24 protein-coding genes are annotated in these 23,861 nt (G+C 54.8%); 13 read left to right on the forward strand and 11 right to left on the reverse strand.

Annotated features, from left to right (window positions below; genetic code table 11):
* Positions 1-8: 8 nt before the first annotated feature.
* Both asd and mscM read left to right on the forward strand, forming a co-directional pair.
* Positions 9-1,097, forward strand: coding sequence for an archaetidylserine decarboxylase (gene asd / locus ACIPDS_RS16395; protein WP_400737940.1), 1,089 nt, complete (start codon positions 9-11; stop codon positions 1,095-1,097).
* 21 nt (positions 1,098-1,118) lie between these two features.
* Entirely contained in the window at positions 1,119-4,439 is a 3,321-nt protein-coding gene (gene mscM, locus ACIPDS_RS16400; protein WP_400737942.1) for a miniconductance mechanosensitive channel MscM, read from the forward strand.
* 192 nt (positions 4,440-4,631) lie between these two features.
* On the opposite strand, the gene yjeM is transcribed toward mscM, so the two are convergent.
* Together yjeM and epmA are read right to left on the reverse strand one after the other, a co-directional pair.
* Positions 4,632-6,134 (reverse strand): glutamate/gamma-aminobutyrate family transporter YjeM, encoded by a 1,503-nt coding sequence (yjeM, locus tag ACIPDS_RS16405; protein ID WP_400737945.1) that lies wholly within the window; start codon positions 6,132-6,134, stop codon positions 4,632-4,634.
* A gap of 221 nt (positions 6,135-6,355) precedes the next feature.
* A complete protein-coding gene (epmA, locus tag ACIPDS_RS16410; RefSeq protein ID WP_400737948.1) occupies positions 6,356-7,333 on the reverse strand; it encodes an elongation factor P--(R)-beta-lysine ligase in 978 nt (325 codons plus the stop codon).
* Positions 7,334-7,643: 310 nt separating this feature from the next.
* Here epmA and frdA point away from each other — a divergent pair, with 310 nt between their 5' ends.
* The 4 genes from frdA to frdD are packed head-to-tail and all read left to right on the forward strand — an operon-like array spanning position 7,644 to position 10,937.
* Positions 7,644-9,434, forward strand: coding sequence for a fumarate reductase (quinol) flavoprotein subunit (frdA, locus tag ACIPDS_RS16415; RefSeq protein WP_400737951.1), 1,791 nt, complete (start codon positions 7,644-7,646; stop codon positions 9,432-9,434).
* The gene (locus ACIPDS_RS16420) at positions 9,427-10,161 is read left to right on the forward strand and encodes a succinate dehydrogenase/fumarate reductase iron-sulfur subunit (RefSeq protein WP_400737954.1); all 735 of its coding nucleotides are present in this window, start codon (positions 9,427-9,429) and stop codon (positions 10,159-10,161) included. The genes frdA and ACIPDS_RS16420 overlap by 8 nt, the downstream gene beginning before the upstream one ends.
* Positions 10,162-10,171: 10 nt before the next feature.
* Positions 10,172-10,567, forward strand: a complete 396-nt coding sequence (gene frdC / locus ACIPDS_RS16425; RefSeq protein WP_166516712.1) for a fumarate reductase subunit FrdC — start codon at positions 10,172-10,174, stop codon at positions 10,565-10,567.
* Positions 10,568-10,577: 10 nt separating this feature from the next.
* Complete coding sequence (frdD, locus tag ACIPDS_RS16430; protein WP_166516578.1) at positions 10,578-10,937, forward strand: fumarate reductase subunit FrdD; 360 nt, start codon at positions 10,578-10,580, stop codon at positions 10,935-10,937.
* A gap of 29 nt (positions 10,938-10,966) precedes the next feature.
* On the opposite strand, the gene ampR is transcribed toward frdD, so the two are convergent.
* Positions 10,967-11,842: a LysR family transcriptional regulator AmpR gene (gene ampR / locus ACIPDS_RS16435; RefSeq protein ID WP_400737958.1), complete on the reverse strand. Its 876-nt coding sequence runs from the start codon at positions 11,840-11,842 to the stop codon at positions 10,967-10,969.
* A gap of 132 nt (positions 11,843-11,974) precedes the next feature.
* Between ampR and ampC the strand changes: the two genes are divergently transcribed.
* Positions 11,975-13,120 carry a CMY2/MIR/ACT/EC family class C beta-lactamase gene (gene ampC, locus ACIPDS_RS16440; protein WP_400737961.1) on the forward strand — a complete coding sequence of 382 codons (1,146 nt, stop codon included), beginning with the start codon at positions 11,975-11,977 and terminating at the stop codon, positions 13,118-13,120.
* A 38-nt stretch (positions 13,121-13,158) separates the two neighbouring features.
* Here ampC and sugE read toward each other — a convergent pair whose 3' ends face one another.
* The 4 genes from sugE to efp form a co-directional block, all read right to left on the reverse strand.
* Positions 13,159-13,476 carry a quaternary ammonium compound efflux SMR transporter SugE gene (sugE, locus tag ACIPDS_RS16445; RefSeq protein WP_166516575.1) on the reverse strand — a complete coding sequence of 106 codons (318 nt, stop codon included), beginning with the start codon at positions 13,474-13,476 and terminating at the stop codon, positions 13,159-13,161.
* Positions 13,477-13,599: 123 nt separating this feature from the next.
* Positions 13,600-13,746, reverse strand: a complete 147-nt coding sequence (ecnB, locus tag ACIPDS_RS16450) for a lipoprotein toxin entericidin B (RefSeq protein WP_166516574.1) — start codon at positions 13,744-13,746, stop codon at positions 13,600-13,602.
* 101 nt (positions 13,747-13,847) lie between these two features.
* On the reverse strand, positions 13,848-13,979 hold the full coding sequence (locus ACIPDS_RS16455; protein ID WP_166516573.1) for an entericidin A/B family lipoprotein: 132 nt from the start codon (positions 13,977-13,979) through the stop codon (positions 13,848-13,850).
* 54 nt (positions 13,980-14,033) lie between these two features.
* Positions 14,034-14,600 (reverse strand): elongation factor P, encoded by a 567-nt coding sequence (gene efp / locus ACIPDS_RS16460; RefSeq protein ID WP_166516572.1) that lies wholly within the window; start codon positions 14,598-14,600, stop codon positions 14,034-14,036.
* Positions 14,601-14,640: 40 nt separating this feature from the next.
* Here efp and epmB point away from each other — a divergent pair, with 40 nt between their 5' ends.
* A complete protein-coding gene (gene epmB / locus ACIPDS_RS16465; protein WP_400737966.1) occupies positions 14,641-15,669 on the forward strand; it encodes an EF-P beta-lysylation protein EpmB in 1,029 nt (342 codons plus the stop codon).
* Between the two features lie 154 nt (positions 15,670-15,823).
* Positions 15,824-16,681 carry a YjeJ family protein gene (gene yjeJ / locus ACIPDS_RS16470; protein WP_400737969.1) on the forward strand — a complete coding sequence of 286 codons (858 nt, stop codon included), beginning with the start codon at positions 15,824-15,826 and terminating at the stop codon, positions 16,679-16,681.
* Positions 16,682-16,722: 41 nt separating this feature from the next.
* On the opposite strand, the gene ACIPDS_RS16475 is transcribed toward yjeJ, so the two are convergent.
* Positions 16,723-17,076 carry a DUF4156 domain-containing protein gene (locus tag ACIPDS_RS16475; RefSeq protein WP_166516569.1) on the reverse strand — a complete coding sequence of 118 codons (354 nt, stop codon included), beginning with the start codon at positions 17,074-17,076 and terminating at the stop codon, positions 16,723-16,725.
* A gap of 242 nt (positions 17,077-17,318) precedes the next feature.
* Here ACIPDS_RS16475 and ACIPDS_RS16480 point away from each other — a divergent pair, with 242 nt between their 5' ends.
* The 3 genes from ACIPDS_RS16480 to iadA are packed head-to-tail and all read left to right on the forward strand — an operon-like array spanning position 17,319 to position 19,614.
* Positions 17,319-17,999 (forward strand): nucleoside recognition domain-containing protein, encoded by a 681-nt coding sequence (locus tag ACIPDS_RS16480; RefSeq protein WP_400737973.1) that lies wholly within the window; start codon positions 17,319-17,321, stop codon positions 17,997-17,999.
* Positions 17,980-18,441 (forward strand): YjiG family protein, encoded by a 462-nt coding sequence (locus ACIPDS_RS16485; RefSeq protein WP_400737975.1) that lies wholly within the window; start codon positions 17,980-17,982, stop codon positions 18,439-18,441. Before ACIPDS_RS16480 ends, ACIPDS_RS16485 begins: the two co-directional genes overlap by 20 nt.
* A 9-nt stretch (positions 18,442-18,450) precedes the next feature.
* Positions 18,451-19,614 carry a beta-aspartyl-peptidase gene (iadA, locus tag ACIPDS_RS16490; RefSeq protein WP_400738282.1) on the forward strand — a complete coding sequence of 388 codons (1,164 nt, stop codon included), beginning with the start codon at positions 18,451-18,453 and terminating at the stop codon, positions 19,612-19,614.
* Between the two features lie 82 nt (positions 19,615-19,696).
* Here iadA and groL read toward each other — a convergent pair whose 3' ends face one another.
* Both groL and ACIPDS_RS16500 read right to left on the reverse strand, forming a co-directional pair.
* Positions 19,697-21,343 (reverse strand): chaperonin GroEL, encoded by a 1,647-nt coding sequence (groL, locus tag ACIPDS_RS16495; protein WP_400737978.1) that lies wholly within the window; start codon positions 21,341-21,343, stop codon positions 19,697-19,699.
* Between the two features lie 33 nt (positions 21,344-21,376).
* Positions 21,377-21,670, reverse strand: coding sequence for a co-chaperone GroES (locus tag ACIPDS_RS16500; protein WP_003855929.1), 294 nt, complete (start codon positions 21,668-21,670; stop codon positions 21,377-21,379).
* A 239-nt stretch (positions 21,671-21,909) separates the two neighbouring features.
* On the opposite strand from ACIPDS_RS16500, the gene yjeH reads away from it, so the two are divergent.
* Complete coding sequence (gene yjeH / locus ACIPDS_RS16505) at positions 21,910-23,169, forward strand: L-methionine/branched-chain amino acid transporter (RefSeq protein ID WP_400737986.1); 1,260 nt, start codon at positions 21,910-21,912, stop codon at positions 23,167-23,169.
* A gap of 118 nt (positions 23,170-23,287) precedes the next feature.
* On the opposite strand, the gene ACIPDS_RS16510 is transcribed toward yjeH, so the two are convergent.
* Positions 23,288-23,764: an FxsA family protein gene (locus ACIPDS_RS16510; protein WP_400737989.1), complete on the reverse strand. Its 477-nt coding sequence runs from the start codon at positions 23,762-23,764 to the stop codon at positions 23,288-23,290.
* Between the last annotated feature and the right edge of the window lie 97 nt (positions 23,765-23,861).

The raw sequence follows: 23,861 nt of genomic DNA on the forward strand, positions 1-23,861 counted from the left end.
AGGCTACCTTGTTAAACTCGTTTAAACTTTCACTGCAATACATTCTGCCTAAACTGTGGCTTACGCGTCTCGCAGGCTGGGGTGCAAGCAAACGAGCGGGATGGCTGACTAAACTGGTAATCGATCTGTTTGTGAAGTTCTACAAGGTCGACATGAACGAAGCGCAGAAGCCGGATACCGCCAGCTACCGCACTTTCAACGATTTCTTCGTTCGTCCGCTGCGTGATGAGGTTCGTCCGCTCAATACCGATCCAAACGTACTGGTGATGCCAGCCGATGGCGTTATCAGCCAGTTGGGCGCTATCGAAGGCGACAAGATTCTGCAGGCTAAAGGCCACAACTACTCGCTGGAAGCGTTGCTAGCGGGTAACTACATCATGGCCGACCTGTTCCGTAACGGGACATTTGCCACAACCTACCTGTCACCGCGCGACTATCACCGCGTACACATGCCGTGTAACGGTATCCTGCGCGAGATGATTTACGTCCCGGGCGATCTGTTCTCCGTGAACCACCTGACGGCACAAAACGTCCCGAATCTGTTTGCCCGTAACGAACGCGTCATCTGCCTGTTCGACACTGAATTTGGCCCAATGGCGCAGATTCTGGTTGGCGCGACGATTGTCGGCAGTATCGAAACCGTATGGTCGGGTACCGTTACCCCACCGCGTGAAGGCGTGATCAAGCGCTGGACGTACCCTGCCGGTGATGAGGAAGGTTCTATCGCGCTGCTGAAAGGCCAGGAAATGGGCCGCTTCAAGCTGGGTTCTACGGTAATCAACCTGTTCGCCCCGGGCAAAGTGAAGCTGGCTGAGCAGCTGCAAAATCTCTCCGTTACCAAACTGGGCGAGCCGCTGGCTATCTCTACCGAAGCCGTTGTCGAGCCTGAAGTTGTGGCTGAACCCGAAGTCGTCGTTACGCCAGAGCCTGTCGTAGAAACGGAAGTTATCGTTGAATCGGAAGTTGTGGCTGAGCCAGAAGTTGTGGTTGAACCCGCTGTGGCAACGGAACCGAAAAGCAGCGTACAGCCGGTTGAAGAAGTGGTTGTTGAGCCAAAGGCCGCTCCTCTGACTGACGATAAAAAAGAGCAAAGTTAATCACTGAAAAAGGGTTTTGATGTGCGCCTGATTATCACGTTACTGATGGCCTGGTGCCTCAGCCAGGGGGCGTACGCAGCGACGGCCCCCAACGCCCGACAAATTGCCCAGGAACTGGAACAGGCGAAAGCGGCCAAGCCCGCTCAGCCTGAAACCGTAGAGGCATTACAAAATGCACTGACCGCGCTTGAGGAGCAAAAAGGCTCCCTCGAGCGCGCCGCTCAGTATCAGCAGGTTATCGACAACTTCCCCAAACTCTCCCAGACGCTGCGCAACCAGTTGAACAACCTGCGCGATGAACCTCGCTCTGCGCCAGAAGGGATGAGTTCGGATGCGCTAAACCAGGAGATTTTGCAGGTTAGCAGCCAACTGCTGGAAAAAAGCCGCATTGCCCAGCAGGAGCAGGAACGCGCGCGCGATATTGCCGATTCCGTTAACCAACTGCCTCAACAACAAACCGACGCCCGCCGCCAGTTAAATGACGTTGAGCGCCGTATCGGCGCGACGCCGGGCAATACCCCACTGGCGCAAGCGCAGGCGCTCAGTCTGCAAGCCGAGTCCAGTAAACTTAAAGCGCTGGTTGATGAGCTGGAGCTGGCGCAGCTTTCAGCTAATAACCGCCAGGAGCTGTCGCGTATGCGTTCAGAGCTGGCGCAAAAGCAGAGTGAGCAGCTTGATGCCTATCTCCAGGCATTGCGTAATCAGTTGAACAGCCAGCGTCAGCAAGAAGCGGAACGGGCGCTTGAGAGCACCGAACTGCTGGCAGAAAACAGCGAGAACCTGCCGGTTGGTATCGTCAATCAGTTTAAGATTAACCGTGAATTGTCCCAGGCGCTGAATCAGCAGGCGCAACGTATGGATCTCGTTGCCTCGCAGCAGCGTCAAGCCACCAATCAGACCCTTCAGGTGCGTCAGGCGCTCAACACCCTCCGCGAACAGTCCCAGTGGCTCGGCGCCTCGAATCTGTTGGGTGAGGCGCTACGCGCCCAGGTTTCACGTCTGCCTGAAATGCCGAAGCCTCAGCAACTTGACACCGAAATGGCGCAACTTCGCGTCCATCGTCTACGTTATGAAGATTTGCTGAATAAACAGCCGCAGCTCCGGCAGATTAATCAGGTTGACGGCCAGCCGCTCACCAGCGAGCAGAATCGTATTCTTGAAGCGCAGCTGCGTACCCAGCGCGAATTGTTGAATTCACTGCTGCAAGGCGGCGATACGCTGATCCTCGAATTAACCAAGCTGAAAGTCTCTAACAGCCAGCTGGAAGATGCCTTGAAAGAGGTTAACGAGGCCACGCACCGCTATCTGTTCTGGACTTCCGACGTTCGCCCTATCGACTTCAGTTGGCCGCTGGAAATCGTACAAGACCTGCGTCGTCTGATCTCGCTGGATACCGTCAGCCAGCTCGGTAAGGCCAGCATGATGATGCTCACCAGCCGCCAGACCTTACTGCCGCTATTTGCCGCACTGCTGTTGGTCGGTTTTAGCATTAGCTCGCGTAAGCACTTCACGCGCTTCCTTGAGCGCTCCAGCGCGCGGGTCGGCAAAGTCACCCAGGATCACTTCTGGCTCACCATGCGCACCGTTTTCTGGTCGATACTGGTGGCATCCCCGTTACCAGTGTTATGGGCCACGCTGGGATACGGCCTTCAGGAGGCCTGGCCCTTCCCGCTGGCAGTGGCGATAGGCGATGGCGTCACCGCCACCGTGCCGCTGCTGTGGGTGGTGATGATCTGCGCCACCTTTGCCCGCACCAACGGCCTGTTTATCGTGCACTTCGGCTGGCCGCAAAATCGCGTTGCCCGCGCCATGCGCTATTACCTGATGAGCATCGGGCTTATCGTGCCGCTGATTATGGCGTTGATCATGTTCGATAATCTCAACGACCGCGAATTCTCGGCGTCGCTCGGCAGGCTGTGCTTTATGTTGATCTGCGGCGCGTTAGCGATAGTGACGCTCAGTCTTAAGCGCGCAGGGATACCGCTGTATCTCGATAAAGAGGGCAATGGGGATAATCGGGTCAACAGCCTGCTGTGGAACCTGATGATTGGCGCGCCGCTGGTCGCCATTTTTGCCGCCGCCGTCGGTTATCTCGCCACCTCACAAGCGCTGCTGGCACGCCTTGAAACATCGGTCGCCATCTGGTTCCTGCTGCTGGTGATTTATCACGTCATCCGCCGCTGGATGCTGATTCAGCGCCGCCGTCTGGCGTTTGAGCGCGCCAAGAATAAGCGTGCTGAGATGCTGGCGCACCGTGCCCGTGGCGAAGAGGAGCCGCATCCATCAAGCCTTGAGGGCGCGGCAGAGATGGAAGTCAGTGAGGTGAATCTCGATACGATCAGCGAACAATCATTGCGCCTGGTGCGGTCAATCCTGATGCTGGTTGCTCTGGTGTCGGTCATTATCCTGTGGTCGGAAATTCACTCGGCGTTCGGCTTCCTTGAGAACATTTCGCTGTGGGACGTCACTTCCACCGTACAAGGCGTGGAGAGCATTGAGCCGATTACCCTCGGCGCGGTGCTGATTGCCATTCTGGTGTTGATTATCACCACTCAGCTTGTGCGTAACTTACCGGCACTGCTTGAGCTTGCCATCCTGCAACACCTGTCGCTCACGCCGGGCACCGGCTATGCCATCACCACCATCACCAAATATCTGTTACTGCTGATAGGTGGCCTGGTCGGATTCTCAATGATTGGGATTGAATGGGCGAAGCTACAATGGCTGGTCGCGGCCCTCGGTGTGGGGTTGGGCTTTGGCTTACAGGAGATATTCGCCAACTTTATCTCCGGCTTGATTATCCTGTTTGAAAAGCCGATTCGTATCGGCGATACGGTGACGATTCGTGATTTGACCGGTAGCGTGACAAAAATTAATACCCGCGCCACCACCATCAGCGACTGGGACCGCAAAGAGATTATCGTGCCGAATAAGGCCTTTATCACCGAGCAGTTTATTAACTGGTCGCTGTCGGATTCGGTCACCCGCGTGGTGTTAAGCATTCCCGCGCCGTCCGACGCCAACAGCGAAGAGGTGGCGCAAATCCTGCTCACCGCCGCACAACGCTGCTCGCTGGTCATTGATACCCCGGCGCCGGAAGCGTTCCTCGTCGACTTACAGCAGGGGATTCAGATTTTCGAACTGCGTATCTACGCTGCCGAAATGGGACACCGTATGCCGCTGCGCCATGAGCTGCACCAGCTGATTCTGGCCGGTTTCCGTCAGCACGGTATCGATATGCCATTCCCACCGTTCCAGATGCGCCTGGAGAGCCTGAATGGGAAGAAAACGGCGAATACGTTGACGTCGGCGGGGAGAACTCGCCAGCCGGGAAGTTTGTAAGCACCGGGTAGTGCCTGAAAGCTGCGCGCCATCAGGCACTACTATGCAGATTGCCGGATGGCGGCTTCGCCTTATCCGGCCTACCTAAATTGTCGCCCGGACGAGGTGCGCAAGCAGCGACTCCGGGGAGTTCCCGGCGTCAAGTTGTTGGGCCGAGCTACCTTTCTGCCAGCTACCCTCCGGCATCCAACGTTACTCCGCCACCAGCTCCGGCTGACGGTTAACGCGGCGATGGTAGTTCTCATAAATCGCCATCGCTAATAGCGAGAAGAAGACCGGTCCACCCATCATCCACAGCGCGCTGCTCCAGTCGCCCGCATCAATCACCGGCTGAATCACGGTAAAGATGTTGGCGAACGTCACCACCAGCACCACGACCGTGGTGGCAAGCCACGTAGACGCCTTCGTTTTAAACATCACGAACGGACGCTCGAGATCCATTTTGGCTTTAAAGAACGGGAAGGCCAGCGCCAGGAACAGATACGGTAAGGTCATCGAGACGTTCGCCATTAGCGTCAACTTGTTGTAAAACGCGGAAGCGGTATCGCCGCCAAAAGAGACCAGCAGAATGAACAAACTGACCAGCGCACACTGCATCCACATCGCCGTCGACGGCATACCGTTTTCGTTGAGACGGGTCATCGACGACGGCCACAACGCCTTTGGCGTACCCTGAATAATCGCCTTCAGCGGCGAGTAGCTTAACGTGAAGAAAGCGCCGGTATAGGCAAGGAACATCGACAGCCCGGTAATACGAGCAAACCATACGCCGACCGTAGCGGCCACGTCAGGCGGCAGGTGCAACGCATTGCCAAGCGTAGTGCCCAGACTGGTCATCAGCACGTAGGTAATGTTGCCGAGGTTAACCGAATGGTCGCTTAAAATTTGCTGCCAGTTAGTACTCACGCCCCACAGGAATATGGCCAGTGAATAACCAATCGAAATAACAATTGCCGCAAAGATAATTCCTTTCGCAAAGTTCTTCTCCGGTTTGTCGGTTTTGTCCACCAGACCACCGACGGCTTCAATACCGCCATAAGCGAAAATAGCAAATACCACGAACGATAATACCGCCAGCCCGGACTGATAACCCGGATTTGGCGAAGCGGTGAAATTAATCGGCTGCGCAAAGTGGCCGCCATTTAATAACAAAATGGCAATGCTCACGAACAATAAAACCAAATTCAGACACATTACGGCAATACCGCCAACGGCGGTAATACGGGCGATTTTATTAATCCCTTTGGCCGCGACGGTGGTCACTAATATCATCCACACCACGGCCAACAGCCCCACTACCTGCGTTGAGGCAAGCCCGGCAACGCCCCAGTGCTGCGTCATGTCTGCACCAAACAGGAAGGTCGAGAACGGCACCCACACTTTCGCTGAGGTGCTCACCATCCAGATAACGTAGGAGGAGAACCACATAAAGGTGCCAATAAATGCGTAGCGTGGGCCAACGCTATTATTCATCCACGAATAGATACCGCCCTCTTCCTTGCGGTAGGCCGATCCCATTTCAGCCATCATTAAAGCGAATGGAATAAAGAATAAAAGTGCGGAAAATATATACCAGGTAATGGCGCTGTAGCCCATCAGGTAAAATGCTGAGGGGCTATTGGCAAAACCAAAAACTGAGGTGAATATCATGAGGATGAGGCCAATAAGGCTCATCTTTTTTATTGATTGGGTCATGTGACCATCCCTTACTCTGGACTGTTTTTAACACATCGAGCGGCATCGCGCGGCAGGCTTGCAAAGGCAAAGCAGCGGAAAATCGACGCGAGAAATTGCTGGCGGGATGATAGCAAATAGCCAGACGAATCTTGTGACCATAAGAGGGAATTTTGAAATTAATAACTAGAAAATGGCGCATTAAGCGCCATTTTATGTTGCAGAAATGTATTTAATCAGGCTTATGCCCGATCTACACTGAATGCCAGTACGTCAGACAGTTGTTCAGCACCGAGCGCCAGCATCACCAGGCGGTCAACGCCCAGCGCCACGCCGGAACAGTCCGGCAGCCCCGCCGCCAGCGCATCTAACAGGTTCTGGTCGATAGGCTGCGCCGGGAGGCCACGCGCCACGCGCTTGCGGTTATCCTGCTCGAAGCGCTGCTGCTGTTCGCGAGCATCGGTCAGCTCATGGAAGCCATTCGCCAGCTCGATTCCTTTGTAGTACACCTCAAAACGCTCAGCGACACGGTGATCTTCCGCGCTAATCTGCGCAAGCGACGCCTGGCTTGCCGGGAAGTGATAAACGAACGTCGGCTTGTCTTTGCCGATGTGCGGCTCTACGCCCATCGCAAATAGCAGCTGTAAAAGCGTATCGCGGTCTTCTTCCGTCTCGGCGATGTTGCTCAAATCAAGCTTTGCCGCCACTTCACGCAGCTGGGCTTTGTCCGCTGACAGCGGATCGATTTCCAGATGACGCTGGAACGCCTGCTGATAGGAGAGACTTTCCGCTGGCTGCGTTTCCAGTACCTGCTGCAGCAAATCATCAACTTCGTTTATCAGACGATACATGTCGAAGTGCGGACGATACCACTCCAGCATGGTGAATTCTGGATTGTGGTGACGCCCCATCTCTTCATTACGGAAGCTGCGGCACAGCTGGAACACAGGGCCACAGCCCGCCGCCAGCAGGCGCTTCATATGGTATTCCGGGCTGGTCATCAGATACAGGTTCATGCCCTGGGAGTGCCCCGGGCCAACAAAGCGAGTCTCAAACGGGACTAAATGGACGTCAGTCACCGTTGCCTGGCTCATACAAGGCGTCTCCACCTCCAGTACACCGCGGTCAGCAAAGAAACGACGAATTTCCGCCATCAACGCCGCGCGTTTTAACAGGTTTGGGATGGATGCGCTCGGCTGCCAGGTTGCCGTCTCGCTCATGTTTTTTTCTCCGATTTCAGACAAGGGCACGAAGTCTACCCTCAAGCATCAAATGACACAAATTTTGCCCAGCATTTCCCGCATTACGGCAAAGAGGATTTTCCCAGGTAATTCCACAACGTAATTCATCAGCTACAGTGATAAATAAAGCGCACATAACGATAAAAAAATCGAACACGTCAAATTTCCCTGACGACCTCACGGGTATACTGCTTTACCCATAAAGGAGCAGTGGAAACGTTTTTACGCCAGGCTATGTGATATCCCCCGCGTAGCGTGTTGTGAAATAACAATAATCTGGAGGAATGTCGTGCAAACCTTTCAAGCCGATCTTGCCATTATAGGTGCGGGTGGCGCTGGATTACGTGCTGCTATCGCAGCAGCCCAGGCCAATCCAAAAGCCAAAATCGCGTTGATCTCTAAAGTTTATCCTATGCGCAGCCACACGGTTGCCGCTGAAGGTGGCTCCGCCGCCGTCGCACAGGACCATGATAGCTTCGAATACCATTTTCACGACACCGTCGCCGGTGGCGACTGGCTTTGCGAACAGGATGTTGTCGATTACTTCGTCCACCATTGCCCAACCGAAATGACCCAGCTCGAACAATGGGGCTGCCCGTGGAGCCGTCGTCCAGACGGTAGCGTTAACGTCCGACGCTTCGGTGGCATGAAAATCGAGCGTACATGGTTCGCCGCCGATAAAACCGGCTTCCACATGCTGCACACCCTGTTCCAGACCTCCCTTCAGTTCCCGCAAATTCAACGCTTTGATGAACATTTCGTCCTCGATATTCTGGTCGACGACGGTCAGGCCCGAGGCCTGGTGGCGATGAATATGATGGAAGGCACGCTGGTGCAAATTCGCGCTAACGCCGTGGTAATGGCGACCGGCGGCGCGGGTCGCGTCTATCGCTACAACACCAACGGCGGCATCGTCACCGGTGATGGTATGGGTATGGCGTTAAGCCACGGCGTACCGCTGCGTGATATGGAGTTTGTCCAGTATCACCCAACCGGCCTGCCGGGTTCCGGCATTCTGATGACTGAAGGCTGCCGTGGTGAAGGCGGTATTCTGGTCAACAAAGATGGCTACCGTTATCTACAGGATTACGGCATGGGCCCAGAAACCCCGCTCGGCCAGCCGAAGAATAAATACATGGAGCTGGGTCCGCGCGACAAAGTTTCTCAGGCCTTCTGGCACGAATGGCGTAAAGGCAACACCATCTCCACGCCGCGCGGCGACGTGGTTTACCTTGACCTGCGCCACCTCGGCGAGAAAAAGCTGCTGGAACGTTTACCGTTTATCTGCGAACTGGCGAAAGCCTACGTCGGCGTCGACCCGGTGAAAGAGCCGATTCCGGTACGTCCAACCGCACACTACACGATGGGCGGTATCGAAACCGACCAGCATTGCGAAACCCGCATTAAAGGGCTGTTCGCCGTGGGTGAATGTTCTTCCGTTGGGCTGCACGGCGCAAACCGTCTGGGCTCCAACTCGCTGGCAGAACTGGTCGTCTTTGGCCGCATGGCGGGCGAGCAGGCAATGGCGCGTGCCGCAACGGTCGGTGAAGCCAACGGCAGCGCGCTGGATGCACAGGTTAGCGACATTGAAAATCGCCTGAAGGCCGTCGTGAACCAGGAAGGCAACGAAAACTGGGCGAAGATCCGCGACGAAATGGGTCTGTCGATGGAAGAAGGCTGCGGGATTTACCGTACGCCGGAACTGATGCAGAAAACCATCGATAAGCTGGCCGAACTGCAAGAGCGCTTCAAGCGCGTGCGCGTGACCGACACTTCCAGCGTGTTCAACACCGACCTGCTTTATACCATTGAGCTGGGCCACGGGCTGAACGTTGCCGAATGTATGGCGCACTCCGCGATGGCGCGTAAAGAGTCGCGCGGCGCACATCAGCGTCTGGACGAAGGCTGTACCGAGCGTGATGACGTTAACTTCCTCAAGCATACCCTCGCCTTCCGCGACGCCGACGGCACCACCCGCCTCGACTACAGCGATGTGAAGATCACCACCCTGCCACCGGCCAAACGCGTCTACGGTGCTGAAGCCGAAGCGGCCGATAAGAAGGAGAAGGCGAATGGCTGAGATGCAAACTATCAAAATTGAGATTGTGCGCTACAACCCGGAAGTAGACAGCGCACCGCACAGCGCCTTCTATGAAGTGCCGTACGATGAGCAGACGTCACTGCTCGATGCGCTGGGCTACATCAAAGACAATCTCGCACCAGACCTGAGCTACCGCTGGTCTTGCCGTATGGCTATCTGTGGCTCCTGCGGCATGATGGTCAACAAGGTGCCGAAGCTGGCCTGTAAAACCTTCCTGCGCGAATACACCAAAGGTCTGAAGGTGGAAGCGCTGGCTAACTTCCCGATCGAACGCGATCTGGTGGTCGATATGACCCACTTTATCGAGAGTCTGGAAGCGATTAAGCCGTATATCATCGGCAACCCGCGCACGCCGGATCAGGGGCCGAACACGCAAACCCCGGCGCAGATGGCGAAATACCATCAGTTCTCCGGCTGCATCAACTGCGGTCTGTGCTATGCGGCCTGCCCACAGTTTGGTCTGAACCCTGAGTTCATCGGCCCGGCGGCCATAACGCTTGCGCACCGCTACAACGAAGACAGCCGCGACCACGGTAAGAAAGAACGTATGGCGCAGCTTAACGGCCAGAATGGCGTATGGACCTGCACCTTTGTCGGCTACTGCTCCGAAGTGTGCCCAAAACACGTCGATCCCGCCGCCGCTATTCAGCAGAGCAAAGTGGAAAGCTCGAAAGACTTTCTTATCGCCACCCTGAAACCACGCTAAGGAGTGCATGATGACGACTAAACGCAAACCCTATGTACGGCCGATGCCGTCTACCTGGTGGAAAAATCTGCCGTTTTATCGCTTCTATATGCTGCGTGAAGGGACGGCGGTGCCAGCGGTCTGGTTCAGTCTTGAACTGATGTATGGGATCTTCGCCCTCAAGCACGGCCCGGAAACCTGGGCTAATTTTGTCGGCTTCCTGCAAAATCCTATTATCGTCATTTTGAACCTGATCGTGCTCGCTGCGGCCCTACTTCATACCAAAACTTGGTTTGAACTGGCGCCAAAAGCCGCGAACATCATCGTAAAAAGCGAGAAAATGGGGCCAGAGCCGGTGATTAAAGGGCTGTGGGTGGTGACGGCTATCGTCACCGTGGTCATTTTGTTTGTCGCGCTGTTCTGGTAAGGAGACTATTGTGATCAATCCAAATCCAAAACGTTCTGACGAGCCGGTCTTCTGGGGCCTGTTTGGCGCAGGCGGCATGTGGAGCGCCATCATTGCGCCGGTGATTATCCTGCTGGTTGGCATTCTGCTTCCGCTGGGGCTATTCCCGGGCGATGCGCTGAGCTATGAGCGCGTGCTGGCCTTTGCCAGCAGCTTTATCGGCCGGGTGTTCCTGTTCCTGATGGTCGTCCTACCGCTGTGGTGCGGCCTGCACCGTATTCACCATGCGATGCACGACCTGAAAATCCACGTGCCAAGCGGCAAATGGGTGTTCTACGGTCTGGCGACTATTCTGACGGTCGTCACATTGATTGCCGTGGTCACTATCTAAGCCCTCAGGCCCGCCATCCGGCGGGCCTGTTATTTCCGCATCTTCCCCACCAGCCACCGGGCAAAATCGCCCATAGCAGGCGTTTCTGTGCGTGACTGGAGCCGGGTGAGCCAGTAGCTCCCCAAATCAATCTGCGTGGTAAACGGCTGAACAATGCGCTCGCTGTTGAGCAAGTGGCTAAACATATCCACGGGAGCCATCGCAATCCCTGCCCCCGCCTGTGCCGCTTCCAGCATGGTCACTGATGAATCGAACACCATCACCCGATGGGTGGGTGACGGCGGCAACTCTCCCGCCGCCTGCATCCATGCCGTCCATTCATCGCGCCGGTAGGAGCGCAGGAGAGTAAATTTCAGCATATCGGCTGGCGAGTGCAGGTGAGCAGCAATTTCCGGTGAGCACAGCGGCGCCAGTGGCGCATGACACAGAAATATCGCGTCCGTGCCGTGCCAGGCCCCGCCGCCATAGCGGATAGTGTAATCCAGCCCTTCGGCCGCAGGATCGACGCGGTTATTGTGGGTCGACAGTTGCAGGTCAATATGCGGGTAATGGCGATGAAAATCGTCAAGCAGTGGAAAGAGACAACCGGTGGCAAAGGTGCCGACGACGCCCACTTTCAGCTTCTCCTGGGCGCGATGGCTGGCAAAGCGGTCCAGCATCCCGGCGATACGATCAAAAGACTCGTTCAGCACCGGCAGCAGATTTTCGCCCTCCGTCGTCAACATCAGGCCGCGGGACACCCGCACAAAAAGCTGGCAGTTCAGATGCTGCTCCAGCGACTTCACCTGCTGGCTGATGGCTGAATGCGTCACGTTGAGCTCAATCGCGGCTTGCGTAAAACTCAGATGCCTGGCGGCGGCTTCAAAAGCCCGAAGCGAATTGCGAGGGATATAGCTGCGCGTCATAGGCCCGTCCGTTAGAAAAAGTTACAGCTCATGCTAAATTTAACCGTTTGTCAGGCACAGTCAAATCCCACAAACTACGCTCGTCTGAAGGGCCCGGACATATTACTGACCTGCGATTACGGAAGATAATTGATGATGAAAAAAACCCTTTGCTGTGCCCTGCTGCTCGGCGTTTCTTGCACCACGCTTGCCGCCCCAATGTCAGAAAAACAGCTGGCTGACGTGGTAGAACATACCATCACGCCGTTGCTGAAAACCCAGGCCGTCCCAGGCATGGCGGTCGCGGTCATTTATGAGGGCAAACCGCACTATTTCACCTTCGGCAAAGCGGATGTCGCCGCCAATAAGCCGGTCACACCACAAACACTGTTCGAGCTCGGTTCTATTAGTAAAACCTTCACCGGCGTGCTGGGCGGTGACGCTATTGCTCGTGGCGAAATTGCCCTAAGCGATCCGGCGGTGAAGTACTGGCCTGAGCTCACCGGCAAACAGTGGCAGGGTATCCGTATGCTGGATTTAGCCACCTACACCGCAGGTGGCCTGCCGTTACAGGTGCCCGACGAGGTCACCGATAGCGCCTCCCTGCTGCACTTCTACCAGACCTGGCAGCCGCAGTATCGCCCCGGCACCACGCGTCTTTACGCTAATTCCAGCATCGGCCTGTTTGGTGCGCTGGCGGTTAAGCCTTCCGGCATGAACTTTGAACAAGCGATGATGGCGCGTGTCTTTAAACCGCTGAAACTGGCCCATACCTGGATTAACGTTCCGGCAGAACAAGCTCCGCACTACGCCTGGGGCTACCGCGACGGTAAGGCCGTCCACGTAACGCCTGGCATGCTGGATGCCGAGGCCTATGGCGTAAAAACCAACGTTGAGGATATGGCGAGCTGGGTGATGGCGAACATGACGCCGGACACCGTGCAGGATGCGTCGCTAAAGCAGGGTATTGCACTTGCGCAGTCTCGCTACTGGCATATAGGCTCAATGTATCAGGGACTGGGCTGGGAGATGCTCAACTGGCCGGTCGATGCTAAAACGCTGGTCAACGGGAGTGATAATAAGGTCGCACTGGCAGCATTACCGGCAACCGAAATCAACCCACCGGCCCCGTTGCTCAAAGCATCGTGGGTCCATAAAACCGGGTCTACCGGGGGCTTTGGCAGCTACGTGGCGTTTATCCCTGAAAAACAGCTTGGCATCGTGATGCTCGCCAACAAAAGCTATCCCAACCCCGCTCGCGTGGAAGCGGCTTATCGTATTCTGAGCGCGCTGCAATAACCTTTTGCCGGGCGGAAGTCACACCGCCCGGCAAGTCATTAATGTGCGCTCATTTTCAAACCAATAATGCCCAGCACGATAAGCGCCAGGCTGGCAATCCGCATGGGGCTTGCCGACTCACCTAACAGCAAGATACCGGTTATCGCCGCGCCAACCGCGCCAATCCCCGTCCACACCGCATAGGCCGTGCCGACGGGCAAACTTTTCATCGCCCACGACAGCATAGCCATACTGACCACCATTGCCGCAACGGTAATCACGCTTGGCACCAGACGGCTGAATCCATGAGTATATTTAAGGCCAACGGCCCAGACGACTTCGAGAAGACCTGCAACAAATAGAATTAACCAAGGCATAAAAGGCTCCAGAAAATGGGGCCGTCCCCGGTTGCGATACGCTTACGGGTCGTCCCGTAAGGTTGTTGGAATTGGGTTTAGTAAAACGACGGTACAACGCGATGTTGTACCGCCATCACATCTTTAGTTCTGCGCTTTGGTTGCTGCGCCGGAAATCGCGCTACCGCCATCCGAAATATCCTCACCTACGCCACGAGTGGTGTTGCAGGCGGTTAAAACAGAGGAGAGTACCAGTACCGTAAAAAGTGAGGCGATCGCTTTTTTCACCATAATATCATCCTTTGTGTCAGTTTTTTTGTTATGAAGCTTTATAAGCATAGACAATTTCGCGCAGGATGCTGGGATGTATGCATTTTTTAAGAAAAATGGAATTAACTTACCGCGTGGGAAATAGCGTGTCCCAGGCTCTGAATGTCTTCACCTACGCCACGCGCGGTGTTACAGCCTGTGAGGAGAGTGCCGCTCAGGAGCAGCAGGAGAAAAATTTTTACGGTGGGTTTCATCGTCCTTGCCCGCAAGAGATCGACGCAACAACAGCGTTGCTGCGTCTGATCGCATTACTTAACGCGTGAGACGTATTCGCCAGAGCGAGTATCGACTTTGATCACTTCGCCAATCTGTACGAACAGTGGCACTTTAACCACGGCGCCGGTGCTCAGGGTAGCTGGTTTACCGCCGGTACCTGCGGTATCGCCTTTCAGGCCTGGATCGGTTTCAACGATTTCCAGTTCCACGAAGTTCGGTGGGGTTACCGCGATAGGCTGGCCGTTCCACAGGGTCACGATGCACTCAGCCTGATCCAGCAGCCATTTTGCGTTATCGCCAACCGCTTTCTCATCGGCAGCCAGCTGCTCGAAGGTTTCGTTGTTCATGAAGTGCCAGAATTCACCGTCGCTGTACAGGAAGGTCAGGTTCATGTCGGCAACGTCTGCGCCTTCAGCGGAGTCGGTAGACTTGAAGGTTTTCTCAACGCGAGTACCGGTCAGCAGGCGGCGCAGCTTAACGCGTGCGAATGCCTGACCTTTACCCGGTTTAACGAATTCACTGGCTTCAACCGCGTACGGTTCGCCGTCCATCATGATTTTAAGACCAGCACGAAAATCGTTGCTATAGTAAGTCGCCATAAGGCCCTCTGAAATTGTTAAATGGTAGCTAAGCCACAAAATGGCGCATATTGTAACCCTAAATACCCCATCCAGAGAAGATTGGTTGATGCAACTTGCCGATGTTCTCACCGATCCGGATGAACTATTACGTCTTCTGAATATAGACGCTGATGAAAATTTGCTCGCAGGACGAGACGCGAAGCGTCTTTTCGCTCTGCGCGTTCCGCGTGCATTTATCGCACGAATGGAAAAAGGCAATCCCAACGATCCCCTTTTGCGCCAGGTCCTGACCTCGCAAGAGGAGTTTATCGCCGCGCCCGGTTTTTCCACGGATCCGCTGGAAGAACAGCACAGCGTAGTGCCCGGCCTCCTGCATAAGTACCGCAACCGCGCCCTACTGCTGGTCAAAGGTGGCTGTGCGGTGAACTGCCGCTATTGCTTCCGTCGTCACTTCCCGTATGCCGACAATCAGGGCAATAAACGCAACTGGCAGGCCGCGTTAGACTACGTGAGCGCGCATCCTGAGCTGGACGAAATCATCTTCTCCGGCGGCGACCCGCTTATGGCCAAAGATCATGAGCTGGACTGGCTGATAGGCCAGCTTGAGGCCATTCCACACATTAAGCGTCTGCGTATTCACAGCCGTTTACCGATTGTGATCCCCGCGCGCATCACCGACGCGCTGGTTGAGCGCTTTGCGCGTTCATCGCTACAAATACTGCTGGTGAACCATATCAATCACGCCAATGAAATTGACGATGCATTCTGCGCGGCCATGGCAAACCTTCGCAAAGCCGGTGTCACGCTACTTAACCAAAGCGTGCTGTTGCGCGGGGTGAATGATAATGCGCAAACCCTGGCGAACCTCAGCAACGCTCTTTTTGACGCGGGCGTGATGCCCTATTACCTGCATGTGCTGGATAAAGTTCAAGGTGCGGCGCATTTCCTCGTGAGCGATGAAGAGGCGCGTGAGATTGTGCGTGAACTTCTGACGTTGGTGTCGGGCTATATGGTGCCGAAGCTTGCGCGGGAAATCGGCGGAGAGCCGAGTAAAACCCCGTTGGATCTCAATCTACGTCAGCGTTAAGTTCCCCATCTATATACAGGCTTCGGCCTGTATATATTCTCTGGACTTCATAGTGGTCTGTGCTATTTTAACCTTCTCAATACTGTCATAAAAATAAACCAGATCAATAAGTTAAAGATTTCTATTTAACTCAAAAATGGTTAAGGAGAACCGTTTGGCTATCACAATCATGGGTATTAATGCGGGCGTTATCCGCCAGGATAAAAATTTCATCGCGCTTGCGTTGAAAATCAAAGCTCCGCGCAGCAAAGAGTCGCTTTTTTTCCTTCCGACGCTGGTGCTAAAAGACCTGCTTACCGCACTGGAATTTCGTATCTCACAAATTCCATCGCTGAGTGCAGAAGATCGCAGCCGCTATGAAAAGCAGCGCGATAAAACCGTACAGAAAATGCACCAGAACATCCCAACGATTTCACGCGAAGAGCTGGAACACGCGGATGTGAATATGCGGGTCAATACCCTCGCGCTATTACAGCACGATGAGAACACCATGACCTTTGCGCTGAATTTACAGTCAGGCAAAACCGTGGAACTCACGGTCGATCTGCTCCAGATTGAGCTGCTGATTACCGTAATCATTCACGCCATCAACAACGCCGATATGCGCGAACTTGCCGTGCGCATCTCCTCAATTCTTGATTTCTTACCGCTGTACGACGTGGACTACCGCGATGGGGGCAATCTGGAATATGACTCTTATGACCATCCGGCCTGGAAGCGTAACCTGTTTGTCCATCACCTGGCGGTGCTGTATCGCTACAAAGATGCAGACGGCAAAGAGCAGTTCTGTGGGACGGTCATTAAAACCCGCAGTAAACCCGGGACGAAGGAGGTGGAGGGGATTTCTCGCCGCTTGCTGGACGTCAGCCCTCGCCTGAATAAGCTTACGAGCGTACCGAGCCAGGTGCTGGTCAGAACGCTATCTTCTGATAAGAACAAAACGTTCAGCGCGAATGCCTGTATGCAGGCGCTCTATCAGCTGCAACAAAACGCTCAAAAGACGACGGCGTGATTGTGACAGCCCCCGGTAAAACGCCGGGGGCTATAAAGACATCAATTCGGGCACTTATAGACCTGGCCGTTCATTTCACTGTCGGTTGGAATGAAGCTGGATAACATGCCTTGCGTTGGGCTGCTCACACCGTAAATCACGTTACCGCCCAGTTCCGCTGCGTGGTTACGCAACGCATTCGCCGCACTACGCATTGAGCCGCCTTCAGCGCCCTGCTGACCTGAAAGCCAGTTACCCTGCTTACCGGTTGCCGCGCCCAACAGTTGACACTCCGCGCCCGGCTTATCTTCCACAAAGCGAACATTCTGGCCGCCAGCGGTCAGCTCCGTTGAAGAGCTACAGCCTGCTAACAGCAACGCCGCGCCGACAATCCCTGCTAAATATTTCACCTGCATGTTGTTCCCCATAATCAATAAGCTGGACGCATGTCGTCCGCGTTTAAACCTTATACTAAAAAGATGAACAAAAGAAAAATCCTCATGCATTTCTGCAACGAACCTTGCACATCACTGCACTAAATCAAATGCCCCTAAATGTATTCCGATAATACGCTCAACATGTCGTCTTTTGGCACCTTATGGTTTTAGTGTAAGCCAGTACAACGCTTGTATTTTGCACTCAACACTAAGGACACAACATGAGCAAAACATCCTCGGGAACAGAGGAAAAAGTGACATGGGTAGGTTATTTCGTTTTTGTACTGACCATTATTTTTTTCTCAGGCTTCTTCGCTAACAGCACGCAGTGGTGGCGCGTATTCGATTTTACGGTGCTTAACGGCAGCTTTGGCCAGATTAACGCCGTCGGCGAAAAGGCGGTCTCTTTTCGCGGCGTGGGTGGGACGGGAGCTAAAGATGGCTTCTTGTTTGCCCTTGAACTGGCGCCGTCGGTCATTTTGTCGTTGGGCATTATTTCCGTCACCGAAGGGCTGGGTGGCCTACGCGCGGCCCAGCAGTTGATGACGCCAATACTGCGCCCTTTGCTGGGCATCCCAGGCGTTTGCTCGCTAGCGCTGATTGCCAATCTGCAAAACACCGATGCCGCCGCCGGGATGACCAAAGAACTGGCCGATGAAGGGGTCATAAGCGACAAAGAGCGCGCCATTTTTGCCACATTCCAGACCAGCGGCAGCGCTATCATCACCAATTACTTTTCCTCTGGCGCCGCGCTGTTTGCCGTGCTTACCGTACCGGTTATCACACCGCTGGTGGTAATTCTGCTGTTTAAATTTATTGGCGCTAACATTTTACGCCTGTGGATCGCTCAGCTTGAAAAGCGCAGTCACAAGGAGGTCAACCATGACAACCCTGCCGCGTAAAAACATCATGGATCTCTTTATCGATGGCGCGCGCCGCGGATTTACCATCGCCACCACCAGCCTGTTGCCAAACGTCGTCATGGCCTTTGTCATTATTCAGGCGCTCAAAGTGACCGGGCTTTTGGACATCGTGGGAAAAGTCTGCGAACCGATTATGGCGCTGTGGGGATTACCGGGCGTTGCCGCGACGGTGTTACTCGCCTCGGTGATGAGCATGGGCGGTGGCGTCGGCGTTTGTGCAAGTCTTGTGGTCGCCGGGACGATTAGCTGCCACGATGCCACCGTGCTTCTGCCCGCCATTTATCTGATAGGCAATCCGGTACAAAACACCGGCCGTTGCCTCGGCACCGCCGGGGTCAACCCTAAGTACTATCCGTACATTATCACTGTCTGTATCGTTAACGCCCTGCTCTCTCTTTGGGTGATGCAACTACTTTTCTGAGGAATCATGATGAACGTATCTTTGCTGGAGCCGCGTTTATTTCGCGATGCCCACCTCTATACGCCTGACGACCTGGGGCTCTGCGATCTGCTGGTCGCCGGCGGAAAAATTATCGCCACAGCACCGGCTGGCGCTGACTTTACGCTGCCGGGATGTCAGGTTAGCTCGCTTGCAGGCGCGACCGTGTGCCCCGGTTTTTTCGATCAGCATGTGCATTTGATTGGCGGTGGCGGTGAGGCGGGCCCACACACACGGACACCGGAAGTTCAGCTCTCAAAGCTGGTAACGGCAGGCGTCACGTCGGTGGTCGGTTTACTGGGGACTGATGGCATCACCCGCCACCCTGAATCACTGCTGGCAAAAACCCGCGCCCTTGAGCATGAAGGGATCAGCGCCTGGATGTTGACCGGCGCCTACGGCCTGCCGTCGCCGACGATTACCGGCAGTATCGAAAAAGACATCGCCTTTATCGATAAAATTATCGGCGTGAAATGCGCCATCTCCGATCACCGCTCTTCCGCACCCGACGCCGCCCAGCTCGCAAATATGGCCGCACAATCGCGCGTTGCCGGTCTGCTCGGCGCAAAAGCCGGTATATCTGTATTCCATATGGGAAGCAGCCCGCGCGAACTAGAGCCGATTTACGACATTCTGAGACGTTGCGATGTGCCCATCACAAAACTCCTCCCGACGCATGTTAACCGTGCTGAATCACTGTTCACCGCGGCCCTGCGCTTTGCGCGTGAAGGCGGCTACATCGACATCACCAGCAGCATTGATGCGCCTATCGATCCCGCCCGCGCCATTATGATAGCCCGCGAAGGCAACGTACCGTTCTCGCGGGTGACGCTCAGTTCCGATGGTAACGGCAGCCAGCCGCATTTCGATGCCCACGGTAATCTGACCGGGATCGGCGTGGCGGGGTTTGAATCTCTGCTTAACACGCTGCAACAGCTCGTGTTTGAGCATCATCTGCCGCTGGAAGAGGCGCTTCTTCCGCTGACCCGCAATGTCGCTGAATTTCTCGGATTTGCCCATAAAGGGCGACTGGCACCAGGTTGTGATGCTGATTTCCTGGTACTGGATGCGGAGCTGAACATTCGTGAGGTCTGGGCGAAAGGCCGACAGATGGTGTGCGACGGTAAGGCTATTGTGAAAGGCACCTTTGAGTAACTGCCGCATTTGCCGCTAAAAAGCAAAACCCCCGAACATTTCTGTTCGGGGGTTTCTTTTGGCTATGGGATATAGCGCATGATTACATCATGCCGCCCATACCACCCATGCCGCCCATGCCGCCAGCTGCGCCTAAGTCAGGAGCATCGCCTTTAGGCAGGTCGGTCACCATGCACTCGGTGGTGATCATCAGACCCGCAACAGAAGCGGCGTACTGCAGAGCAGAACGGGTCACTTTAGTTGGGTCCAGGATACCCATGTCGATCATGTTGCCGTATTCTTCGGTTGCTGCGTTGTAACCGTAGTTACCGTCGCCCGCTTTCACGGTGTTAGCAACAACTGAAGGTTCTTCGCCGCAGTTCAGCACGATCTGACGCAGTGGAGCTTCCATTGCGCGCAGCGCAACTTTGATACCCACGTTCTGGTCTTCGTTGTGACCACGCAGATCGCCCAGTTTGCTTGCTACGCGAATCAGCGCAACACCACCACCGGCAACCACGCCTTCTTCTACCGCAGCACGGGTCGCGTGCAGGGCATCGTCAACGCGTGCTTTTTTCTCTTTCATTTCAACTTCGGTAGCTGCACCGACTTTGATTACCGCAACGCCGCCAGCCAGTTTCGCTACGCGTTCCTGCAGTTTTTCACGGTCGTAGTCAGAAGTTGCTTCTTCAATCTGCTTACGGATCTGAGCAACACGGCCCTGAATCGCCGCTTCTTCACCCACGCCATCGATGATGGTGGTGGTGTCTTTGTTGATCACAACGCGTTTTGCCTGGCCCATATCTTCCAGGGTCGCTTTTTCCAGCTCCATACCGATCTCTTCAGAGATAACGGTACCGCCGGTCAGGGTTGCGATGTCCTGCAGCATAGCTTTACGACGGTCGCCGAAGCCTGGTGCTTTAACCGCAGCCACTTTCACGATGCCACGCATGGTGTTAACCACCAGGGTCGCCAGCGCTTCGCCTTCAACATCTTCAGCGATGATCAGCAGTGGTTTGCCTGCTTTCGCAACGGCTTCCAGAACTGGCAGCATTTCGCGGATGTTGGAGATTTTTTTGTCAGCCAGCAGGATGAATGGGCTTTCCAGCTCAACAGCGCCAGTTTCTGGCTTGTTGATGAAGTATGGAGACAGGTAGCCACGATCGAACTGCATACCTTCAACCACGTCCAGTTCGTCTTCCAGACCGGTACCGTCTTCAACGGTGATCACGCCTTCTTTACCGACTTTATCCATCGCTTCAGCGATCAGTTTACCTACGGTTTCGTCGGAGTTAGCGGAGATAGTACCAACCTGAGCAATAGCTTTAGAGTCAGAGCACGGTACGGACAGCGCTTTCAGTTCTTCAACGGCAGAAGATACTGCTTTGTCGATACCACGCTTCAGATCCATTGGGTTCATACCCGCAGCAACGGCTTTCAGACCTTCAGTGATGATAGCCTGAGCCAGTACGGTTGCAGTGGTGGTACCGTCGCCTGCCGCGTCGTTCGCTTTAGAGGCAACTTCTTTCACCATCTGCGCGCCCATGTTTTCGAACTTGTCTTCCAGTTCGATTTCACGTGCTACAGATACGCCATCTTTAGTGATGGTTGGCGCACCGAAAGATTTGTCCAGAACTACGTTACGGCCTTTAGGACCCAGGGTTACTTTTACTGCGTCTGCCAGTACGTTAACGCCGCGCAGCATTTTCACACGAGCGTCGTTACCAAATTTTACGTCTTTAGCTGCCATTTCTTCTATTCCTCAAATTCGTTCGCGCGTTACTTACGCTTCAACAATTGCCAGGATGTCGCTTTCAGACATGATCAACACTTCTTCATTGTCGATCTTCTCAGATTTCACGCCGTAGCCGTCGTTGAAAATTACGATGTCACCAACTTTAACGTCCAGCGGCTGCACGGTTCCGTTTTCCAGGATGCGGCCCTTACCGACAGCGATGATTTCGCCACGCGTTGATTTAGCTGCCGCAGAACCGGTCAGAACGATGCCGCCAGCAGATTTGGTTTCAACTTCTTTACGTTTGACGATCACACGATCATGTAGCGGACGAATACTCATTGATAGCTCTCCTTTGAGAAAGTCATTATCAGTTATGGATGACGCCGGGCCGAACACGGTTTTCCGACTAGTGCCTGAGAGATGGGGGTGTTCTCTTCCCCTTCAAGGGGGAAACTTAAAAAAATTTTTTTCCTGCGGCGTAATCACGATAAATCGCTGAAATACCGGCCGACTACAGCACAATGAGGCGGCGACGAAATGGTAAAATTGCGCTCTTTGCACAGGTAGGGAAGAGGGGCATGGCAGGACTAAAACAGGAGCTAGGGCTAGCTCAGGGGATCGGACTATTATCAACGTCGCTGCTCGGCACCGGCGTCTTTGCCGTCCCGGCGCTGGGCGCGTTGGTGGCGGGCAATACCAGCCTGTGGGCCTGGCCTGCCTTGATTGTACTGGTGTTTCCGGTGGCGATCGTGTTCGCCCTGCTCGGTCGTCATTTTCCCAGCGCGGGCGGGGTGGCGTACTTTGTTGAGATGGCCTTTGGCCCACGCTTAGCTCGCGTGACCGGCTGGCTGTTTCTCTCGGTGATCCCGGTAGGGCTGCCTGCCGCGCTGCACATTGCCTCCGGTTTTACCCAGGCGCTGTTTGGCTGGCACGGCTGGCAACTACTGCTGGCGGAAGTGGCCACGCTCGCCATCATCTGGTGGCTCGGTTCACGCGGCGCCAGCTCCAGCGCCAATATTCAAACGCTGGTTGCGATAATGATCGTCGCGCTATTGGCGGCAATGTGGTTCTACGGCGATATCACGGTTAACGATATTCCCTTCCCGGCCCTCGCAGAGGTAGACCGCTCCCAGCTGTTTGCCGCGCTATCGGTGATGTTCTGGTGCTTTGTCGGCCTTGAAGCCTTTGCCCATATGGCCTCAGAGTTCCGCCATCCAGAGCGGGATTTCCCCCGGGCGCTGATTATCGGCCTGCTGCTGGCGGGCGTGGTGTACTGGGCCTGTACGGTACTGGTGCTGCGTTTTCATGCCTACGGCGCGGCCAATACCGCCGCCGCGTCACTGCCGACTATCGTGGTGCAACTGTTCGGCGTGAAGGCGCTGTGGGTGGCGAGCGTGATTGGTTTTCTCGCCTGCTTTGCCAGCCTCAATATCTATATTCAGAGCTTTGCCCGGCTGGTGTGGTCACAGGCGCAATATAAGCCCACCAGCTATCTCGCTCGCCTGTCACCCAACCGCGTGCCGCGTAATGCGCTGAGCGTGGTGATCGGCTGTTGTATGGTGAGCACGCTGGCGAGCTATTGGCTCAACATCAATCTTGATGCGCTAATCATCTACGCCAACGGCATCTTTATTATGATTTATCTGCTGTGCATGCTGGCAGGCTGCAAGCTGCTTTCAGGACGTTTTCGCGTGCTCTCGATGATTGGCGTCGCGCTGTGTGTGCTGCTGCTGGCGATGGTGGGGTGGAAGAGTCTTTATGCGGTGGTGATGCTGGCGGCGCTGTGGTGGCTGCTGCCTAAGCGCAAAATCATTAAGCCGGATACGCATCCGGCTTAATTCCTGGCGTTGCTAGTACCGTTGTAGGCCGGATAAGGCGTTTACGCCGCCATCCGGCATTCTACTTTGCAACGCCTGATGGCGCTGCGCTTATCAGGCCTACAGGCCGGTCTATATATTACGGGCGGTGATCGTCTTTATGATCGATCTGGTCTGGACGCTCGTCCTTACGCTGGTATTCGCCATCGAAGGTCTGACCGCTCGTCGTGCCGCCAGCGAAACCGCCGCCCGGCATACGATTAAAGTGCAGGTATGGCATCAACTTGACGGTTAAATGCTTCTGTACCGGCGGTAACAGCAGCACCAGTCCGAGGAAATCGGTAAAGAACCCTGGCAACAGCAGCAGTAAACCGGCGAGGATCAGCGAAACGCTTTTGACCATCTCCACCGCTGGGCTTTCACCCGCCTGCATTTTTTCCTGCATCAGCATCAGATTTTTGAAGCCCTGGTTACGCACCAAAGACATCCCGATAACCGAAGTAAAGATGACTAAAATTAACGTCAGCAGGACGCCAAACACATGGGCGACCTGGATAAAAATTGAGATCTCAATGTAAACATAGAGAAATATGGCAACTAACGGTATCCAGCGCACTGGCATCTCCTGTGAGGTATAGAGCGCGTATCACGCGCCTGCGGCGATTCATCATTCGCAGCATGAGATCTAAATGGTGGTTTTTCACCATTTTTCA

The sequence above is a fragment of the Kluyvera sp. NPDC087067 genome (assembly GCF_044745165.1).
Lineage (GTDB): Bacteria > Pseudomonadota > Gammaproteobacteria > Enterobacterales > Enterobacteriaceae > Kluyvera.

Coding starts and splice junctions, on each gene's coding strand:
- ACIPDS_RS16475 (WP_166516569.1), bottom strand. CDS start 17,076: ATGCAGGTGAAATATTTAGCAGGGATTGTCGGCGCGGCGTTGCTGTTA.
- efp (WP_166516572.1), bottom strand. CDS start 14,600: ATGGCGACTTACTATAGCAACGATTTTCGTGCTGGTCTTAAAATCATG.
- ampC (WP_400737961.1), top strand. CDS start 11,975: ATGATGAAAAAAACCCTTTGCTGTGCCCTGCTGCTCGGCGTTTCTTGC.
- ecnB (WP_166516574.1), bottom strand. CDS start 13,746: ATGGTGAAAAAAGCGATCGCCTCACTTTTTACGGTACTGGTACTCTCC.
- epmA (WP_400737948.1), bottom strand. CDS start 7,333: ATGAGCGAGACGGCAACCTGGCAGCCGAGCGCATCCATCCCAAACCTG.
- groL (WP_400737978.1), bottom strand. CDS start 21,343: ATGGCAGCTAAAGACGTAAAATTTGGTAACGACGCTCGTGTGAAAATG.
- sugE (WP_166516575.1), bottom strand. CDS start 13,476: ATGCCTTGGTTAATTCTATTTGTTGCAGGTCTTCTCGAAGTCGTCTGG.
- yjeM (WP_400737945.1), bottom strand. CDS start 6,134: ATGACCCAATCAATAAAAAAGATGAGCCTTATTGGCCTCATCCTCATG.
- ampR (WP_400737958.1), bottom strand. CDS start 11,842: ATGACGCGCAGCTATATCCCTCGCAATTCGCTTCGGGCTTTTGAAGCC.
- ACIPDS_RS16500 (WP_003855929.1), bottom strand. CDS start 21,670: ATGAGTATTCGTCCGCTACATGATCGTGTGATCGTCAAACGTAAAGAA.
- yjeH (WP_400737986.1), top strand. CDS start 21,910: ATGGCAGGACTAAAACAGGAGCTAGGGCTAGCTCAGGGGATCGGACTA.
- ACIPDS_RS16455 (WP_166516573.1), bottom strand. CDS start 13,979: ATGAAACCCACCGTAAAAATTTTTCTCCTGCTGCTCCTGAGCGGCACT.
- epmB (WP_400737966.1), top strand. CDS start 14,641: ATGGCGCATATTGTAACCCTAAATACCCCATCCAGAGAAGATTGGTTG.
- iadA (WP_400738282.1), top strand. CDS start 18,451: ATGAACGTATCTTTGCTGGAGCCGCGTTTATTTCGCGATGCCCACCTC.
- frdC (WP_166516712.1), top strand. CDS start 10,172: ATGACGACTAAACGCAAACCCTATGTACGGCCGATGCCGTCTACCTGG.
- ACIPDS_RS16420 (WP_400737954.1), top strand. CDS start 9,427: ATGGCTGAGATGCAAACTATCAAAATTGAGATTGTGCGCTACAACCCG.
- ACIPDS_RS16480 (WP_400737973.1), top strand. CDS start 17,319: ATGAGCAAAACATCCTCGGGAACAGAGGAAAAAGTGACATGGGTAGGT.
- ACIPDS_RS16485 (WP_400737975.1), top strand. CDS start 17,980: ATGACAACCCTGCCGCGTAAAAACATCATGGATCTCTTTATCGATGGC.